Origin of the sequence: Curtobacterium citreum, from assembly GCF_006715175.1 — a bacterium.
In the GTDB taxonomy this organism is placed as follows: Bacteria; Actinomycetota; Actinomycetes; order Actinomycetales; family Microbacteriaceae; genus Curtobacterium; species Curtobacterium citreum.
The window spans coordinates 2,065,553-2,082,937 of record NZ_VFMQ01000001.1; the positions used below are offsets into that span (position 1 = coordinate 2,065,553).

At 72.8% G+C, this 17,385-nt stretch carries 17 protein-coding genes; 14 read left to right on the top strand and 3 right to left on the bottom strand.

The window, feature by feature from the left end:
- The first annotated feature begins 33 nt into the window (after window positions 1–33).
- Window positions 34–861, top strand: a complete 828-nt coding sequence (locus FB462_RS09770; protein WP_141861613.1) for a hypothetical protein — start codon at window positions 34–36, stop codon at window positions 859–861.
- 112 nt (window positions 862–973) lie between these two features.
- Here FB462_RS09770 and FB462_RS09775 read toward each other — a convergent pair whose 3' ends face one another.
- Together FB462_RS09775 and FB462_RS09780 are read right to left on the bottom strand one after the other, a co-directional pair.
- Window positions 974–2,053: a glycosyltransferase family 4 protein gene (locus tag FB462_RS09775; protein WP_141863320.1), complete on the bottom strand. Its 1,080-nt coding sequence runs from the start codon at window positions 2,051–2,053 to the stop codon at window positions 974–976.
- Window positions 2,054–2,058: 5 nt separating this feature from the next.
- Entirely contained in the window at window positions 2,059–3,009 is a 951-nt protein-coding gene (locus FB462_RS09780) for an alpha/beta fold hydrolase (RefSeq protein WP_141861615.1), read from the bottom strand.
- 266 nt (window positions 3,010–3,275) lie between these two features.
- Here FB462_RS09780 and treS point away from each other — a divergent pair, with 266 nt between their 5' ends.
- The 13 genes from treS to FB462_RS09845 all read left to right on the top strand — a co-directional run bounded on the left by treS (window position 3,276) and on the right by FB462_RS09845 (window position 16,748).
- Window positions 3,276–4,988 carry a maltose alpha-D-glucosyltransferase gene (treS, locus tag FB462_RS09785; RefSeq protein ID WP_141861617.1) on the top strand — a complete coding sequence of 571 codons (1,713 nt, stop codon included), beginning with the start codon at window positions 3,276–3,278 and terminating at the stop codon, window positions 4,986–4,988.
- Between the two features lie 132 nt (window positions 4,989–5,120).
- Entirely contained in the window at window positions 5,121–5,837 is a 717-nt protein-coding gene (locus FB462_RS09790) for a 3'-5' exonuclease (RefSeq protein WP_058740911.1), read from the top strand.
- Between the two features lie 78 nt (window positions 5,838–5,915).
- Window positions 5,916–7,043 carry a DUF475 domain-containing protein gene (locus FB462_RS09795; protein WP_058740892.1) on the top strand — a complete coding sequence of 376 codons (1,128 nt, stop codon included), beginning with the start codon at window positions 5,916–5,918 and terminating at the stop codon, window positions 7,041–7,043.
- 62 nt (window positions 7,044–7,105) lie between these two features.
- A complete protein-coding gene (locus tag FB462_RS09800; protein ID WP_141861619.1) occupies window positions 7,106–7,693 on the top strand; it encodes a TerD family protein in 588 nt (195 codons plus the stop codon).
- A gap of 20 nt (window positions 7,694–7,713) precedes the next feature.
- Window positions 7,714–8,295 carry a TerD family protein gene (locus FB462_RS09805; RefSeq protein ID WP_114849910.1) on the top strand — a complete coding sequence of 194 codons (582 nt, stop codon included), beginning with the start codon at window positions 7,714–7,716 and terminating at the stop codon, window positions 8,293–8,295.
- A 43-nt stretch (window positions 8,296–8,338) separates the two neighbouring features.
- Complete coding sequence (locus FB462_RS09810; RefSeq protein WP_141861621.1) at window positions 8,339–8,917, top strand: TerD family protein; 579 nt, start codon at window positions 8,339–8,341, stop codon at window positions 8,915–8,917.
- A gap of 56 nt (window positions 8,918–8,973) precedes the next feature.
- A complete protein-coding gene (locus tag FB462_RS09815; RefSeq protein WP_141861623.1) occupies window positions 8,974–10,194 on the top strand; it encodes a toxic anion resistance protein in 1,221 nt (406 codons plus the stop codon).
- Between the two features lie 18 nt (window positions 10,195–10,212).
- Window positions 10,213–10,788 carry a hypothetical protein gene (locus tag FB462_RS09820; protein WP_141861625.1) on the top strand — a complete coding sequence of 192 codons (576 nt, stop codon included), beginning with the start codon at window positions 10,213–10,215 and terminating at the stop codon, window positions 10,786–10,788.
- The gene (locus FB462_RS09825) at window positions 10,785–11,345 is read left to right on the top strand and encodes a TerD family protein (protein ID WP_141861627.1); all 561 of its coding nucleotides are present in this window, start codon (window positions 10,785–10,787) and stop codon (window positions 11,343–11,345) included. Before FB462_RS09820 ends, FB462_RS09825 begins: the two co-directional genes overlap by 4 nt.
- Window positions 11,346–11,383: 38 nt before the next feature.
- Complete coding sequence (locus FB462_RS09830) at window positions 11,384–12,124, top strand: hypothetical protein (protein ID WP_141861629.1); 741 nt, start codon at window positions 11,384–11,386, stop codon at window positions 12,122–12,124.
- Between the two features lie 3 nt (window positions 12,125–12,127).
- On the top strand, window positions 12,128–13,309 hold the full coding sequence (locus FB462_RS09835; RefSeq protein WP_141861631.1) for an HpcH/HpaI aldolase/citrate lyase family protein: 1,182 nt from the start codon (window positions 12,128–12,130) through the stop codon (window positions 13,307–13,309).
- Window positions 13,306–15,942, top strand: a complete 2,637-nt coding sequence (locus FB462_RS09840; protein WP_208738906.1) for a phosphoribosyltransferase domain-containing protein — start codon at window positions 13,306–13,308, stop codon at window positions 15,940–15,942. Before FB462_RS09835 ends, FB462_RS09840 begins: the two co-directional genes overlap by 4 nt.
- Window positions 15,939–16,748 carry an HAD family hydrolase gene (locus tag FB462_RS09845; protein ID WP_141861635.1) on the top strand — a complete coding sequence of 270 codons (810 nt, stop codon included), beginning with the start codon at window positions 15,939–15,941 and terminating at the stop codon, window positions 16,746–16,748. Before FB462_RS09840 ends, FB462_RS09845 begins: the two co-directional genes overlap by 4 nt.
- A gap of 301 nt (window positions 16,749–17,049) precedes the next feature.
- Here the strand turns inward: FB462_RS09845 and FB462_RS09850 are convergent, their stop codons facing one another.
- Window positions 17,050–17,298 carry a type B 50S ribosomal protein L31 gene (locus tag FB462_RS09850; RefSeq protein WP_058743381.1) on the bottom strand — a complete coding sequence of 83 codons (249 nt, stop codon included), beginning with the start codon at window positions 17,296–17,298 and terminating at the stop codon, window positions 17,050–17,052.
- Between the last annotated feature and the right edge of the window lie 87 nt (window positions 17,299–17,385).

Consider the following 17,385-nt stretch of genomic DNA (forward strand, 5'->3'; position numbering starts at 1 on the left):
GCCGCCCGACCCGGACGGTGTGAGGGGGACGGCATGGACGCCAGGCGGACCGACGACGACCCACCGTGGTCCGAACGCCCCCTGCCCGACGGTGGGCGCGCCGCCGCGGTCCCGGGTCGGCACGCCGCCGCTGCCTCGGGTCGGCTCGCCGCCGCTGACTCGGGTCGGCACGCGTCCGACGACGACCTGGACCGTGTGTTCGGACCGGACACCGCCGCGGTCCGCACGGTCACCGGCGCGCAGCGCCTGCGACGGGGATCCCTCGTGCTGCTCGGGTTCGCGGTCGCCGGCGTCGTGATCGCGGTCGTGCTGTCGACCATCGTCGGCAGCGTGCAGAACGGCGTCGGCGGGGTCTTCCCGCAGCCGCAGGCGGCCCTCGACCGGTTCCGCGCCGACGCCAGCGCGGTCCCGGGCGTGCAGACGGTCAAGGACCCGACCGCCGACAAGCAGGCGTTCGCGGCGTACGACGTGGCCGCGGTCGTCGTGGTCGACACCGCGCTCTCCCCCGGTCAGCAGGTCGACGTGGTCACGCGGCTGAGCGCCGCCGCTGCCGACGCCGGCGGCAACGGCGTGCGGGTGACGGCGGTCGCGCGGATCGGGACGCTCGACGTCGGGGTGTCCGCGGACGCGGCCGTCAGCCGGCAGCGGTTCGAGGTCGCCCGCTCCGTCGCGGACGTCGGCGGGGTGGTGGCGGTGCGCTGCTCCTCCGGGCCGGAACGCACGGCGGACGACCCGGCGCTCCAGCGGGTCGTCGTGGTGACCGGCGGCACCGGAGCAGCGCTCGACGCCGTGGTCGCGACCGCGTCGGAGCGGACGCACGCCGTCTTCCCGGGAGCGACGGTCACCGCAGCTGACCGCTGACGAGGCGGGCCACACGGGACACGGTGCGCGGCGGACCGCACCGGGCACGGTGGTCGGCGGACCACGCCGGGCGCGATGACGCGGCGTGCCCGCCACCTGGCGCAGGCGTCCGTCAGCCGCGGCGTCGCGCCCGATCGGCCACCGCACGTTCGACGGCCTGCACGACCTGCTCGGCGGAGTCCGCCCAGCGGAACCGGGCGGCCCGCTCCCGCGATGCCGCCGACGCCGTGTCCCAGCGGTCCTCGAGCCGACGGACCGCGGCGGCGACGGCCGCGGGCGACGACGGGTCGAAGTACTCCGCGGCGTCGCCGCCGATCTCACGGAAGATGGGGATGTCGCTCACCGCGACCGGTGTGCCGACACCCATCGCCTCGACGAGCGGGATGCCGAAGCCCTCGTCGCGGGACGCCGTGACGAGTGCCGTCGCGGACCGCAGCGTCGCGAGGTACTCCTCGTCGGACGCACCGTCGTGCCACACGATCGAACCCGCCGGTGCGAGCCGCTCGAGCCGCCGGCGGTCGGCGTCGGACACCCGGGACATGCAGTGCAGCGTCCAGTCCGGTCCGAGCAGCGGCAGCGCGGCGGCCAGGGTCTCGACGTTCTTGTACGGCATGTACGAGCCCATGTAGACGAGGGAGCGCTGCCGCCCGGCCGCCGGGTCGCGCGGTTCCGCCGGGTCCGCCGCGTTGTACGCGACCGTGACCGCGCGCTTCGTGAGCCGGTGCTCCGCGATCAGGCCGGCGGTCGTGCGCGAGACCGTGACCACGCCGTCGGCGCCGTCGAGCAGGAAGCGCTGCGGCGCCCAGCTGAGGTGGAACAGCCGCCAGCCGAGCCGGATCGGCCACGAGAACTCCCGCGGCGGCGTGCGGTTCCGGTAGTAGATGAGGTCGTGCAGGGTCAGCACGAGGGCGTACCGCCGCCCACGCGACCCCATGGTCTGCATGGGCGAGAACACCGCGTCCAGGCCGAGCCGGTTGACGACCCGGGCGACGAACGGCTCCCCCACGTCGGTCGGCGCCGGGACGAGCTCCCACGGCAGTCCGGACGGCAGCGACTCGAGCTGCCGTTCGTCGTGCACGAGCAGCACGGCGTCGTGCCGGTCGGGCAGGTGCGCCGCGATGCCGGCGGTGAACCGGCTGATGCCGTCGTGCCGCCCGATGCGGACGTACCGGCAGTCGATGCCGATCCGCAGGCACGTCACGAGGTCGCCCCGTCCACCCTGCCGGACCCGGTCCGCCGCGGGTGCCCCGCGCGACGCGGTCGGTCGGCCATCCGACGGAGCACGGCTTCTGAGGCCGCGCCCGGGGTCTCGTAGTGCACGAGGTGCCCGACGCCCGGGACCACCACGAGCTCGGCGTCCCGCAGCCGCGCCGCGAGCGCCTGCTGCTCGGGGACCGCGGTGATGTCGTCGTGCTCCGCGGCGACGAGGAGGACGGGCACGTCGATGCGGTCGGCGTACTCCGACACGTCGTGGGTGACCGAGGTGCGGAACGCCTCGAGCACGCTCGTGCGGTCCGCGAACGCCGAGAAGTACCGGTCGTGCTGCTCGTGCACCCAGCGGCGGAGGTCGCGGTCGTGGCTCTTGAGCATCGCGACGCTCATCGCCCGGACGATCGCACGGTTCCGGAGCAGCCCGAGCCCGAGCGGCCGCGGCAGCAGGGCCCCCGCGCGGTAGTACCCGATCGCGATGCCGGTGGCGACGGCACGCGGCCCCTGGAGCGCCGGCGCGGCGATGGGGTTCACGAGGACGAGCAGCCGCGTGCCGAGCCCGGCGGCGACGGCAGCCGCGGTGACGATCGAGCCGAAGGAGTGGCCGAGCACGACGGTGTCCCGCGTCAGCCCGAGGGCTCGGTGGAAGCCGGTGAGCCAACCGACGTAGCCGTCGATGTCCGACACGGGCAGCGGGTCCGAGATCCCGAAGCCGGGCAGGTCCGGCACGAGCACCCGCTTGCCGACCAGGTGGGCGGCGATCGTCTCGAGGCCGTGGTGGTCGCCGCGGAACCCGTGGACGGCCAGGACCGTCTCCTGCGCGTCGGCCGGCCCGTACTCCCAGTAGTGCGTGGTGCGGCCGTCGACCACGACGGAGCGGTGCACGACGGGCGTCGACGCCGTCAGCGACTGGTACGGGGAGATCACGGGCGCTCGCATCCCGGCCAGTCTACGAACCGGACCACGCACCGGACCGCAGCCCACCCCGACGAACCGGACCGCAGCCCACCCAGACGAACCGGACCACGCACCGGACCGCAGCCCGCCCCGGCGACGCGCCCCGTGCCTCCAGGCCGGCGGACCGCACGGGACGGAACGCGACCGAACGCGACCCGCGCAACCCGCGGACAGTCGCAGGGCCGCGCGCCTACTGTGGCGGGGACGGGCCACGCCGCCGGCCCGCCGACCTTCGACGAGGAGCACGGTTGACGTTCACGGCCCCGATCCAGCTGCCCGGACTCACGCTCGACCCGCAGTGGCACAAGCGCTCGGTCTTCTACGAGTGCATGATCCGCTCGTTCGTCGACTCGAACGGCGACGGGATCGGTGACATCCAGGGGGTCATCGGCAAGCTCGACTACCTGCAGTGGCTCGGCGTCGACGCCCTGTGGCTGCCGCCGTTCTTCCAGTCGCCGATGCGCGACGGCGGCTACGACATCCAGGACTACAAGGCGATCCTGCCGGAGTTCGGCACCCTCGACGACTTCCGCGAACTCGTGACGAAGGCGCACGAGCGGAACATGCGCATCGTCATCGACATGGTGCTCAACCACACGAGCGACCAGCACGAGTGGTTCCAGCAGTCCCGCGAGGACCCGGACGGCCCCTACGGCGACTTCTACGTCTGGCGCGACACCGACGAGCACTACCAGAACATCCGCATCATCTTCGTGGACACCGAGGAGTCGAACTGGACGTTCGACCCGGTCCGTCGACAGTTCTTCTTCCACCGGTTCTTCTCGCACCAGCCCGACCTCAACTACGAGAACCCCGCCGTGGTCGAGGCCGTCTACGACGTGGTCCGGCACTGGCTCGACATGGGCGTCGACGGGCTCCGACTCGACGCCATCCCGTACCTGTTCCAGTCCGAGGACGGCAACGGCGAGGGCGAGCCGGAGACGCACGAGTTCATCAAGAAGCTCCGCGCGATGGTCGACGACGAGTACCCCGGCCGCGTGCTCCTGGCCGAGGCGAACCAGTGGCCCCGCGAGACCGCCGCGTTCTTCGGTACCGACGAGGAGCCCGAGTGCCACATGGCGTTCGACTTCCCGGTGATGCCGCGCATCTTCTACTCGCTGCGCGCCCAGCACGCCGCCGAGCTCAAGGCGATCCTGTCGGAGACGCTCGACGTCCCGGAGAAGGCCGCGTGGGGCGTGTTCCTCCGGAACCACGACGAGCTGACGCTCGAGATGGTCAGCGAGGAGTACCGCCAGGCGATGTACGGCTGGTACGGCTACGACCCGCGGATGCGTTCGAACATCGGCATCCGCCGTCGCCTCGCGCCGCTGCTCGACAACTCCCGCGCGGAGCTCGAGCTCATCCACGCGCTGCTGTTCTCGCTGCCGGGCTCGCCGTTCCTGTACTACGGCGACGAGATCGGCATGGGCGACAACATCTGGCTGCCGGACCGCGACTCCTCGCGCACGCCCATGCAGTGGACGCCGGACCGGAACGCCGGGTTCTCGACCGCCGACCCGGGCAAGCTCTACCTCCCGGTCGTCCAGTCGCTCGTCTACAACTACGCGCAGGTCAACGTCGAGGCGCAGCTCGCGCAGTCCCGCTCGCTGCTGCACTGGGTGCGGAACGTCATCCACGTCCGCAAGGCGCACCCCGTGTTCGGGATGGGCAGCCTGCACGTGCAGGAGACGTCCAACGACTCCGTCCTCGCGTTCGTCCGGTCCTGGGAGGGCTCCGGGCAGCAGTTCGGGCCGAGCGCCGAGGACGTCCTGTGCGTGTTCTCGTTCGCGACGAACCCGACGTCCGTCACGGTGTCGGCCCCGGAGTTCGCGGGGCGGCCGCTGTACGACCTGTTCGGCGGCGGGTCGTTCCCGTCGTTCGACGACGAGGGGAACGTGACGCTGACGATGGGGACGCAGTCGTTCTACTGGCTGCACGTCGGGCGGCCGGTCACGCAGTAGCGAGCGGACCGGCCTGGAGGCACGGGTCGGGTCCGGCGGGCGGGTCGCGTCGGTCGTGTCGGTGCGTCCGGCTAGCCTCCTGACGTGACGTACTCCGCAGCAGTGACCGACACGTCCGCTCCGGACGCCCCGGTGCAGGACCTCTCCGGTCGCCCCTGGTGGCACGCACTCGGCGTGTTCGACCTCGAGACAACGGGCGTCGACGTCGAGACCGCCCGCATCGTCACCGCGCACGTCGGGCTCATCGACATGACCGGGCGGTCCATCGTCGAGGGCGCCTGGGTGGCTGACCCGGGCATCGCGATCCCCGAGGGCGCCGCCGCGGTGCACGGCTACACCACCGAGCGGGCGCAGGCCGAGGGCCGCCCCGCCGGCGAGGTGGTGGCCGAGGTCATCGCCGCGGTCGAGGCCGTGTTCGCCCGCGGCATCCCGCTCGTCATCTACAACGCCCCGTACGACCTCACGGTGCTCGACCGCGAGGCCCGACGGCACGGCCTGCCCTCCCCCGTTGTCGGCAACGTCGTCGACCCGCTCGTGATCGACAAGGCGCTCGACACGTACCGCAAGGGCAAGCGCACGCTCGAGGCCGCGTCGGCGCTCTACGGCGTGCAGCTCGACGACGCGCACGACGCCGGGGCCGACGCCGTCGCCGCGGGTCGGGTCGCGCAGGCCATCGCCGCGAAGTACCCGGAGGAGCTCGGCGTCTCGGCCGAGGAGCTCCACCGCAAGCAGGTCGGCTGGTGCGCCGATCAGGCGTCCTCGTTCCAGGAGTACATGCGGAAGCAGCGCGATCCGGCGTTCACCGCAGACGGCCGCTGGCCCCACCGCGGGACGGCGCCGAGCATGTAGCATCGCCGCGGGGGCTCGTTCGACTGCGAACGTCCTCAGCCCCTGCTCGACGACGCACCGACCGGGAGACCGCCGCACGTGTTCCTGAAGACCTTCGGGTGGTCCCTCGTGATCACCGTCCTCGCCCTCGCCACGGCGCTGATCTACGGCAGCTGGACCGCCGTCGTGATCACGCTCATCCTCGGTGTGCTCGAGATCAGCCTGAGCTTCGACAACGCCGTCGTGAACGCGCGCATCCTCGAGCGGATGAGCCCGTTCTGGCAGAAGATGTTCCTCACCGTGGGCATCGTCATCGCGGTGTTCGGCATGCGTGTGCTCTTCCCGCTCCTCATCGTCGGCATCACCGCGCAGCTGAACCCGGTCGAGGCCGTCCAGCTCGCGCTCGAGAAGGGCCCGATCGACGAGCCCGGCACGTACGCCTACCTGCTGCACGAGGCGCACCCGCAGATCGCGGCCTTCGGCGGGATGTTCCTGCTGATGATCTTCCTCGACTTCATGTTCGAGGACCGCGACATCCTGTGGCTCAAGTGGCTCGAGCGCCCGCTGCACGTGATCGGCAAGCTCCCGATGGTCAACGTCGTCGTCGCCCTCGTGCTGCTCGCCGTCTTCGCGGTGTCCTCGGGCGACCACCAGAGCGTCGTGCTCATCGCCGGCATCGCCGGACTCGTGACCTACTTCCTCGTCACCGGACTCGGCGGGCTCTTCGACGTCGACGACCCGGAGGACGAGGGCGATGCGCTCGAGAGCACCGACCACATGGTGGCCGAGGCCGACCGCATCACGAAGAAGCGCCGCCTCGGGCACGTCGCCGGCCGTGCGGCGTTCCTGCTGTTCCTGTACCTCGAGGTGATCGACGCGTCGTTCTCGTTCGACGGCGTAATCGGCGCGTTCGCGATCACCGCGGACCCGATCATCATCGCCCTGGGCCTCGGCCTCATCGGCGCGATGTTCGTCCGCTCGCTCACGGTGTTCCTCGTCCGCCAGGGCACGCTCGACGAGTTCGAGTACCTCGACCACGGCGCGCACTGGGCGATCGGCGCCCTCGCCGTGATCCTGCTCGTCACGATCACGACCGAGGTCAACGAGGTGGTCACGGGCCTGATCGGCGTCGTCTTCATCCTCGCCGCCTTCATCTCCTCCGTCGTCCGGAACCGCCGCAAGGCCGCGGCCGAGCAGCCGGCGGAACCCGCCCAGCTCGTCCACTGATCCGCGCGACGCCACTGGTCCCGCGCGGACGACACCGAACTGCTCCAACGAAAGGTCACACCATGGGACTCAGCCTCCAGAAGGGCCAGTCGCTCTCCCTCACGAAACAGGACGGCAGCGCACTGACGCGCGTGCGCCTCGGCCTCGGGTGGGACGCCGTCGCCGCGAAGCGCGGGCTGTTCGGCGGCCGCAAGGAGGCCGAGGTCGACCTCGACGCCTCGGCGATCTTCTTCGACGCCCAGGGCACGCCGATCGACTACGTCTGGTTCAACCAGCTCCGCAGCAAGGACGGCTCCGCCCAGCACACCGGCGACAACCTCACCGGCGCCGGTGAGGGCGACGACGAGACGATCCGCATCGACCTGAGCGCCGTGCACCCCGCCGTCGCGCAGATCGTGTTCGTGATCAGCAGCTACAGCCGCCAGACCTTCGACAGCGTCAAGAACGCGTTCTGCCGGGTCGTCGACGACTCCACCGCCGGTGCCCCCGAGGTCGTGCGCTACGAGCTCACCGAGTCCGGTCCGCACACCGCCATGGTGATGGCGAAGGTGGCCCGCGGCTCGGCTGGCTGGTCGTTCAGCGCGATCGGCGAGCGGGCGAACGGCCGCACCGTCCAGGACCTGGTCGCCCCCGCGGCCGCGGCCCTCTGATCAAGGAACAGGAGTCCTCCGTGGCGACCCTCTCGCTGTCCAAGGGCAACAACCTCTCGCTCACCAAGACCGACCCGGGTCTCCGGCGCGCGATGATCGGTCTCGGCTGGGACCCGCGCACGACCGCCGGTGAGCAGTTCGACCTCGACGCCTCCGCGCTGCTCGTCGGCGCGAACGGCCGGGTGCGCTCGAACGACGACTTCATCTTCTACAACCAGCTGCAGTCGAACGACGGCTCGGTCGTCCACCAGGGCGACAACCGCACCGGCGAGGGCGAGGGCGACGACGAGCAGATCCTCGTCGACCTCGACGCCGTCGCCGCCGACGTCGAGCGGGTCGTCATCGTCGTGACGATCGACCAGGCGGACGCCCGTCGGCAGAACTTCGGGCAGGTCCGCGGCGCCTTCTGCCGGGTCGTGAACGACGAGACCGGCAACGAGGTCGTGCGCTTCGACCTCACCGAGGACGCCGCGTCGGAGACCGGCATGATCTTCGCGGAGATCTACCGGTACAACGGTGAGTGGAAGTTCCGCGCCGTCGGCCAGGGCTACGCCACCGGACTCCGGGGCGTCGCCACCGACTTCGGCGTCGTCCTCGACTGACCTCCGCACCCGCACCGACCGCACCACCTGGAAGGACCCGATCATGGCTGGACTCTCCCTCGCCAAGGGCAACAACCTCTCCCTCACGAAGACGAGCCCCGGGCTGACCGTCGCGACGGTCGGCCTCGGCTGGGACCCGCGCACGACCTCGGGCGAGCAGTTCGACCTCGACGCGTCGGCGCTGCTGCTCGGCGAGTCGGGCAAGGTCCGCTCGGACGCCGACTTCATCTTCTACAACCAGCCGCGCAGCGTCGACGGTGCCGTGGCGCACCAGGGCGACAACCGCACCGGTCAGGGCGACGGAGACGACGAGCAGATCACCGTCGACCTGCAGGCGCTCCCCGCCGACGTCGTCCGCGTGGTCATCGCGGTGTCGATCGACCAGGGCGAGGCCCGGCGGCAGAACTTCGGCCAGGTCCGGAGTGCGTACTCCCGCGTGCTCGACCAGGACGGCAACGAGATCGTCCGCTACGACCTGTCCGAGGAGGCGGCGCCCGAGACGGCGATGATCTTCTCCGAGCTGTACCGCAACGGTGCCGAGTGGAAGTTCCGCGCCGTCGGCCAGGGCTACACGACCGGCCTCGCCGGCATCGCCACCGACTTCGGCGTCCAGCTCGGCTGAGCCGCTCCCCTCGACCCGCGACCCCGCGACCCCTTCGAACGACCCAGGAGACACCGATGCCCGGACCCCTCGCACCGCCGGAGCCCGCTGACTCGTCCGAGGACGCCCTCGTCCTGCGGCCGGCCGACGCGGCGGAGACGATCACGCCAGACGACGCCCCCGGCATGGTTCCGGTCGACGCCGAGCGGCAGGCGCAGATCGCGGCGCAGGCGCGCGAGTTCGTCGACGAGGTCGCCGCGCTCGACCCGCGCTCCCCGGCCTTCGGCGAGAAGGTCGACGGCATCAACCAGATCGCGGGCAGCGAGATCGCCCGGTCCGGCGGGTTCTCGTCGCGGATGCTCGAGCGGTCGCAGTCCTCGGTCGCGGGGGCCCGCCGGACGGGCGACAGCGCACAGGTGAAGGTCGCGACGACCCTCGGCGACCTTCGCTCGACCGTCGAGGACCTGACCCCGAACCAGGCCGACCTCAGCACCGGCCGGAAGATCCTCGGGATGATCCCCGGCGGCAACAAGCTCGCGAAGTACTTCCAGCGCTACGAGTCCGCGCAGACGCAGCTCGACCGCATCATCAAGTCGCTCATGGCCGGCCAGGACGAGCTCCGCAAGGACAACGCGACGCTCGCCGACGAGAAGGTCCAGCTGTGGGAGACCATGCAGCAGCTGAGCGAGTACGCCGTCTTCGCGAAGGCGCTCGACCAGGCGGCCGTCACGAAGGTCGAGTCGCTGCGGAACGCCGGCCGCGTGGACGAGGCGCAGAAGCTCGAGTCCGACGTGCTGTTCCCGGTGCGCCAGCGGCACCAGGACATCCTCACGCAGCTCGCGGTCTCGGTGCAGGGGTACCTCGCCATGGACCTCGTCCGCAAGAACAACACCGAGCTCATCAAGGGTGTCGAGCGAGCGCGCACCACGACCGTCGCGGCCCTCCGCACCGCGGTCGTCGTCGCCCAGGCGCTCGCGAACCAGCGCATGGTGCTCGACCAGATCGACGCCGTGAACAACACCACGAACGCGATGATCCTGCAGACGAGCGAGATGCTCCGCGACCAGACCACGCGGATCCACCAGCAGGCGACGAACTCCGGCGTCAGCGTGGAGACCCTGCAGCGCGCGTTCGACAACGTGTTCCAGACGATGGACGCCATCGACTCGTTCCGCTCCGAGGCGGCGAAGAACATGTCATCGACCGTGAGCGCGCTCGAGGCGGGCATCCAGCGGGCGAAGCCCTACCTGGAGCGTGCGCGGCAGAGCGACGACGACCCCCGGTCGGTCGCCCGATGACCTCCACTGCCCGGCGCCGTGCGTGACCGCTTCCGGGCGCTCTTCGGCCGGGACGACGACCGTGCCGACCACCGGCACGACGAGGGGCATCGGACGCCGACGCCCGAGGAAGCGGCTGCGGCCGCCGCGGCCCGGATCGACGTCCGCGGTGCCGGCGGCTCGGCGGACTACCGTGCCGTCGCCGCCGGGCTCGACGACCTGCGCGCGTTCGTCCGGGCCGCGGGAGCCGACCTGCCGACGGTGATCGCCTCGCGGATCCGCCACGTCGAGGACCTCCTGCGCGAGGCCGCCGACACGACCGTCGCCCGCGGCGCCTCGACGGAGCAGCGCTACCTGTTCCAAGCCGTCGTCGACGACTACCTGCCCACACCCGTCCGCACGTACCGCTCGCTGCCCGCGGCGGACCGGCGCGACGACAGCGACGCCACCCGGACGCTCGCCGACCAGCTCGACGTCGTCGCGGAGACGGTGGAGGACATGCACGAACAGATCCGGAGCGGCGCCATCGCCGAGCTCTCCACCCACGGCCGCTTCCTACGGGAGCGTCTCGGTGACGGCGATCCGGGGTTGCGACTCCGCGGAGCGGACTCGTGAGCGGGCGGCTCGTCCCCGGGGCGAACGCCGCGCTGACGGCCGAGAACCCCGGCCTGACGGCGGTCGTCGTCGGCATCGCATGGGACCAGATCGTCAGCCGTGGTCCGTCGGCCGAGCTCGTGCCCGTCGCCCTGGTGTGCGGCGCGGACGGACTCGTGCTCTCCGACGAGGACCTCGTCTTCTTCAACCAGCTCGAGAGCGCCGACGCCTCCGTCGCGTACCTCGACGAGTCCGACGACGAGGAGATCGACGTCGACCTCGTGTCGGTGCCGGACGTCGTCGACAAGATCGTCTTCGCGGTCTACCTCGACCCGGACCGCCGCTCCCCCGGCGACCTCGGCTCGGTGCGCTCGATGTCGATCCGCGTCAGCGCGCCGGACGGCCGCGAACTGGTGTCCTTCGCGCTGCCGTCGGACCGCAACCACACCATCGACGCCGTGATCCTCGGCGAGCTGTACCGGCACCGGACGGACTGGAAGTTCCGCGCGGTGGGCCAGGGCTACACGACGGGGCTCACCGGGCTCCGGAACGACCACGGCATCGGTCGGCGGCGATGACCTCGGCGCACCCGTACCTCCGGCGGCGGGTCCCACCGGTGCCGCGGGACACGGCCGGCACGCAGCGCGCTGCGGCGACGCCACCGATCGCAGGACCGACGGACGGTGGCGCCCCGACCCGGGGGACCGGGCTGACCCTGTCCGGCCCCACGGCGCGGACGACGCCCTCCGTCCCCCGCACGCCGTCCGTGCCGAGTCCGGGGTCCACCCCCACACCGACGTCGACCGGCCCGTCGGCGCGCGTCGCCTCCAGGCTCGCTGCCCGCGCTCGACGGGTCCGTCCGTTCCCGGCTGCCGACCCCCGCGACGTGCAGGTCCTCGACGCCGGGACGCCCGTCGTCCGCGTCGACCGTCGACGCTCCGCCGTCGGGAGCCTCGTCGTCGCCGGTTGCACGAGCACGGTCTGGGAGAGCACCGACCACGTCGTCGGCGCGGCGACCGTCGACGGCGCCACCGCCGGGCGAGCCGTCCAGACCCCGGGCAACCGGCCGCTCGTCGGGTTCGACGACGGTGTCGCCCTCGTCGCGCTCCGGTACGTCCGCAGTCTGCGCCGTGCGCTGTTCATCGCGAGGGGCGCCGAGCGGATGACCGTCGCACTGCACGACGGCACCACCCTCGCGGTCGACCCCGGCACCGGTGACACGACGACGATCCTCGCGCTGTCGGTCGTCGACGGGGAGCTCGAACTCCGCGCCGAACCGTTCCCCCGGGCCCCGCACGACGGCGAGGTCTTCGCCGCCTTCGGGTTCACCCTCTCCGCCCCGTCGATCGGAGCCTGACCCGTGCGCCACTTCGCCGAGCTCGAACGGAGCGATCCGGACGGGCACCGGGCGTTCTTCCGGCAACCGCCCGAGGACGTCACCCGGAGCAGCGGGACCGCCCTCCGCGCGGTCGCCCTCGGCGCGACGCTCTACACACCGGGGATCCGTCCGGACCTGGTCCGTGACGTCCGCCGGCAGCGGGAGCTCGGGGCCGCCTCCATCGTGCTCTGCCTCGAGGACTCGGTCGCCGACGCGGACCTGCCCCGCGCCGAGGACAACGTCGACGCCGCGCTCCGCGAGCTCGCGCGGTCGGAGGACCCCGACACGCTCCCGCAGCTGTTCGTCCGCGTCCGTGACGCCGAGCACCTGGCGCGCTTCGCCGACCGGGTCGGACCAGAGGCGCTCGACGTCCTGACCGGCATCGTGCTGCCGAAGTTCGAGGCGCAGGACGGCGTCGGGGACCGCTGGTTCCGGGTCCTGGACGACTGCAACGCCGGGCGCCCGGACGACCACCGGCTCGTGGTGATGCCCATCCTGGAGTCGCCGTCGATCATCCACCGCGAGACCCGCACCGACGCCCTCACCGCGATCCGCGACGTGCTGGTCGACAGGCGGCGCGACGTCCTCGCGGTGCGCATCGGCGCGACCGACCTGTCGAGCGTCTACGGGCTCCGGCGGCCGTCGCACCTCACGGTGTACGACGTGCAGGTGCTGGCGTCCGTGATCGGCGAGGTCGTGAACGTCCTCGGTCGCTCGGGCGACGGGTTCGTGGTCGCCGGCCCGGTGTGGGAGCACTACCCCGACTCGGACCGGGTCTTCCGGACGCAACTCCGGTCGACGCCGTTCGAGCAGGCGGGCGACCTCGCCCTCCGCCGGCAGCTGCTGCTCGAGGGCTTCGACGGGCTGCTGCGCGAGGTCACGCTCGACCGCGCGAACGGCCTGACCGGCAAGACGGTGATCCACCCCCGGCACGTGCCCCTCGTGCACGCGATGTCGGTCGTCAGCGACGAAGAGTTCTCCGACGCCGAGGACGTGCTCGCGAACACCTCGGGCGGCGCCGCGGCCTCGCGCTACGGCAACAAGATGAACGAGATGAAGCCCCACCACGAGTGGGCCGAGCGGACGCTGCTCCGGGCCCGTGCGTTCGGGGTGGCCGCACCCGACGTGACCTTCGTCGACCTGCTGGAACGGAGCCTGCCGTGACCCTGCCCACGCCCGCCGACCTCGGGGTCGTGCTCAGCGACGCGCCGAAGGACACCGACGCCCCCGACAGGACCGCAACCGTCCCGCTCGGCGAGCTCGTGCGCGTCGCCCTCCGACGGAACCCGAAGCGCGCGCACCTGCTCGTCTCGACCGTCCTCGCCAAGCACGTCCCCACGGTGCCGGCCGTGGCCCTCGCCGCCGGCGAGGTCCTGGGCGCCCGCGTCGCCGACGTCCTCGACGACGGACACCGGGTCGACGACGCGACGATCGGTCGCCTCACGGCCCTGCTGCCGACGGCCACCACGGACGGGGAACGGGACCGCGCCGACCGGCACCGCGCCGCGACCACGCTCCGCACCGACCTCGCCGTCCACCGCCCGGACCACCCGGACGTCCTCGTTCTCGGCTTCGCGGAGACCGCCACCGCCCTCGGCGCGATGGTCGCCGAGACCCTCGGCGCGCGGTCCCTCCACTCGACGCGGCACGACCCCGAGGGTGCCGTCGCCGCGGCGGGCTTCGACGAGGCCCACTCGCACGCGACCGCCCACCGACTGCTGCCGGAGGACCCGGACTGGCTCCCCGGCGACGGCACGGTCGTCCTCGTGGACGACGAGCTGAGCACGGGCGCGACCGCCCGAGCGACCATCCGCGCGCTCCACGCCCTCGCACCGCAGCGACGCTGGGTGGTGGCGACCCTGGTCGACCTCCGGACCCCGGCGGACGTCGCGGCCACCGACTCCCTCGGTGACGAGCTCGGCGCGCCCGTGACGGTCGTCTCGCTCGGGCGGGGCGCGGTCTCGCTACCCGACGGCCTGCCGCAGGCGGCCGCCGACCTCATCGCGGCCCACGCCGTCGACCTCAGCCCCGGCGCCGTCAGCGCCGACAGCGCCAGCCACGTCGGGACAGGGGACGACCCGTCGGACGCACCCCGTGCCTCCCGGCCGGCCGCCGAGGTGACCACCCTGCGCGCCGCGCCGACCGCGACGGACCGCACCGGCGTCCCCGCGAGCCGCACCCGCCTGCCGCGCACCGACGTCGAGGGCACCGCCGCCGACCTCCGGCCCCTGCTCGGGGCCGCCCCCGGACGCGTGCTCGTGCTCGGCGCCGAGGAGCACATGCACACGCCGCTCGTCGTGGCGGACGCGCTCCGGCGCACCGGGCTGGACGTGACGTCCTCGACCACCACCCGCTCCCCCGTCGCCGTGCTCGACGACCCCGCGTGGCCGGTGCGGTCCGGGATCCGGTTCCGGTCGCGCGAACGGACCGTCGACGGTCCGGGTGAGCGGTACGCCTACAACGTCCGCGGCTTCGACGCGATCGTCGTGCTGCCCGAGCCGGGGACGGACCGCGCGCTGCTCGACGGCGACGACGGCCTCCTCTCCGCCCTGGCCGCGGTGACGCCCCGGGTGGTCCTCGTCGAGTCGGCGCTCGACCGGTCCGGCGGCTCCCCCGCCGACACCGGGCCGCGTCCGCTGACCGGGCCGTCGTTCGGGTCGTACGAGCCCGACGACGTCACGTGGCTGCTGCAGGACCTGGCCGACGTCGCACTCGAGGCCGACACCGCCGACCGGGAGCGCGCGATCCAGCTCGAGGGCGCCAACTACGCCGAGTCGCTGCCCGTCGAGTACGTGCCGTCGCCCGCCTACGAGCGGCTCTACGAGGACGCGCTGCACCGCTCGGCCGACCGCGTGGCCGAGGCGGTCGGCACCGTGACCGAGCTCGTCCTGCACGACCGGGAGCGTCCGGTGCTCGTGTCCCTCGCCCGGGCCGGGACCCCGATCGGGATCCTCGTCCGCCGCTGGGCTGCCCGGTACCACGGCGTGCTGCTCCCCCACGTCACAGCGAGCATCGTCCGCGGCGTCGGCATCGACGAGACCGCGCTCCGGTGGCTCGCCGCCCACCACGACCCCGACCAGGTCGTCTTCGTCGACGGCTGGACCGGCAAGGGCGCGATCACCCGGGAGCTCACGGCCGCGCTCGACCGGTTCGCGGAGACCGACGGCGTCCGGTTCCGGGACGACCTCGCCGTCCTGGCCGACCCGGCGGGGTGCACGCCGTTGCACGGCACCCGGGACGACTACCTCGTGCCGTCGGCGTGCCTCAACTCGACAGTGTCCGGCCTGGTCTCGCGCACGGTGTTCAACCGGTCGGTGACGCCGCTCGGCACGCTGCACGGTGCGAAGCAGTACCGGCACCTGGGCGACCGCGACCACTCGCGGGCGTTCGTGGCCGCGATCGAGGACCGGTTCGACGCCGTCCGACCCCGGGTGACCGCCGCGCTGGCGACCGCCGCGGCGCAGGCCCCCGCCGCAGCCGCGGCCGCCGCCGACCGCGCGGTGGACTGGCGCGGCATGCGCACCGTCGAGGCGATCGGCGCCGAGTACGGCATCGAGGACCTGCACCTCGTCAAGCCCGGTGTCGGCGAGACGACCCGCGTGCTGCTCCGCCGCGTCCCGTGGCAGGTGCTCGTCCGCGACCCCGAGGACGTCGACGTCGCACACGTCGTCGCCCTCGCTCGCGAACGCGGCGTGCCCGTCGTGACCCGGCCGGACCTGGCGTACAGCTGCGTGGGCCTCATCCACCCGCTCGGCAGCCGGGTCGTCGAGCAGCCCGTCACGGCGGCCACACCGTGAGCGCCGTCGTCGGGTTCGACCTCGACCGCACGCTCGTCTACTCCGCGGCCGCCCTGCTGCTCGAGGGCCCGGACGACCAGGCACCACCGCTCGTCGTCGCCGAGGTGTACCAGGGCGCGCCCCTGTCCTTCATGACTCGTCCCGCCGAGGACGCCCTCGCCGCCCTCGCCGCGCGCGCGACCGTGGTGCCGGTCACGACCCGGACCGTGGCGCAGTACCGGCGGATCCGCCTGCCCCTGCCCACGGACGGCTGGGCGGTCACCACGAACGGGGCCGTCATCCTGCACGGCGGCACGCCGGACGCCGACTGGGCGGAGTCCCTCCGGTCGGACATCGCGTCCTCGTCGGCGCCGCTCCCCGAGGCCGAGGAACGCTTCCTGGGCCTCCTGCCCACCGGCGCCCTGCTCCGGAACCACCGCGCCGAGGAGCTGTTCGTCTACGCCGTCGTCGACCGGGCGGCGCTTCCCGACGCCGCGCTGCAGGACCTCGTCGCCGCGCTCGACCTGCTCGGGTGGGTCGTGTCGCTCCAGGGCCGCAAGCTGTACGCGGTGCCCCGAGCGATCCGGAAGGAACGTGCCCTCGCCGAGGTCGCCGCGCGTGTCGGCGCCACGACCACCGTCGCCGCGGGCGACTCGCTGCTCGACCGGGACATGCTCGCGTGGGCGGACGTCGCGCTCCGGCCGGCGCACGGCGAGCTCCACGCCGTCGGGTGGACCGCGCCGCACTGCACCGTGACGCACGCCGCGGGCGTGCGCGCCGGCGAGGAGATCGTGGCGCTGGCCGCGGCGGCGGTCGCGCGCGCCTGACCGCGCCGGGCCGCGCAGCCGGGACGCGCGCCGGCCGGGCCGCGCCGCCTGTCCGCCCGCGTCCGCCACGCGGCCACCCACCGGCCTGGAGGCACGGTGCCGCCCCGCCCCGCGCCTCCCGTCCGTCCTCACGCGCTGAGCGACAGCTCGCGCGCTCGCGACCCCGTGACGTGTCGCTGGGCCCGAAACGTGCCCAGCCCTCCCATCGCTCGCCCTCCCGTCGCGCGCCCGCGAGCGCCCGCCCGCACACGCAGAACGGGCGGCCCTCCCGGAGGAGGACCGCCCGTCAGGCGTTCGGGACCTACTTGCTGAAGCCCTTGAAGCGCTGGTTGAACTTCTCGACGCGACCGGCCGAGTCGAGGATGCGCTGCTTGCCCGTGTAGAACGGGTGCGACGCGGACGAGATCTCGACGTCGATGACCGGGTAGGTCGCACCGTCGAGCTCGATGGTCTTGTCGCTGGTCGCGGTCGAACGCGTCAGGAACGTCTCACCGGAGGCCAGGTCGCGGAAGACGATGGCGTTGTACTCGGGGTGGATGTCGGTCTTCATGGAGATTCCTCGGTTGGAGATGGTGGGAATGTGCGGGCACTCGAGTGAGCACCGCACGGGAAGTCTGCGGCGTGCGCCAGCCGTCCA

Bases quoted from the DNA above. Each gene is read 5' to 3' on its own strand.
- FB462_RS09770 (WP_141861613.1), top strand. From the start codon at position 34: ATGGACGCCAGGCGGACCGACGACGACCCACCGTGGTCCGAACGCCCC.
- FB462_RS09780 (WP_141861615.1), bottom strand. From the start codon at position 3,009: ATGCGAGCGCCCGTGATCTCCCCGTACCAGTCGCTGACGGCGTCGACG.
- FB462_RS09800 (WP_141861619.1), top strand. From the start codon at position 7,106: ATGGGACTCAGCCTCCAGAAGGGCCAGTCGCTCTCCCTCACGAAACAG.
- FB462_RS09810 (WP_141861621.1), top strand. From the start codon at position 8,339: ATGGCTGGACTCTCCCTCGCCAAGGGCAACAACCTCTCCCTCACGAAG.
- FB462_RS09815 (WP_141861623.1), top strand. From the start codon at position 8,974: ATGCCCGGACCCCTCGCACCGCCGGAGCCCGCTGACTCGTCCGAGGAC.
- FB462_RS09850 (WP_058743381.1), bottom strand. From the start codon at position 17,298: ATGAAGACCGACATCCACCCCGAGTACAACGCCATCGTCTTCCGCGAC.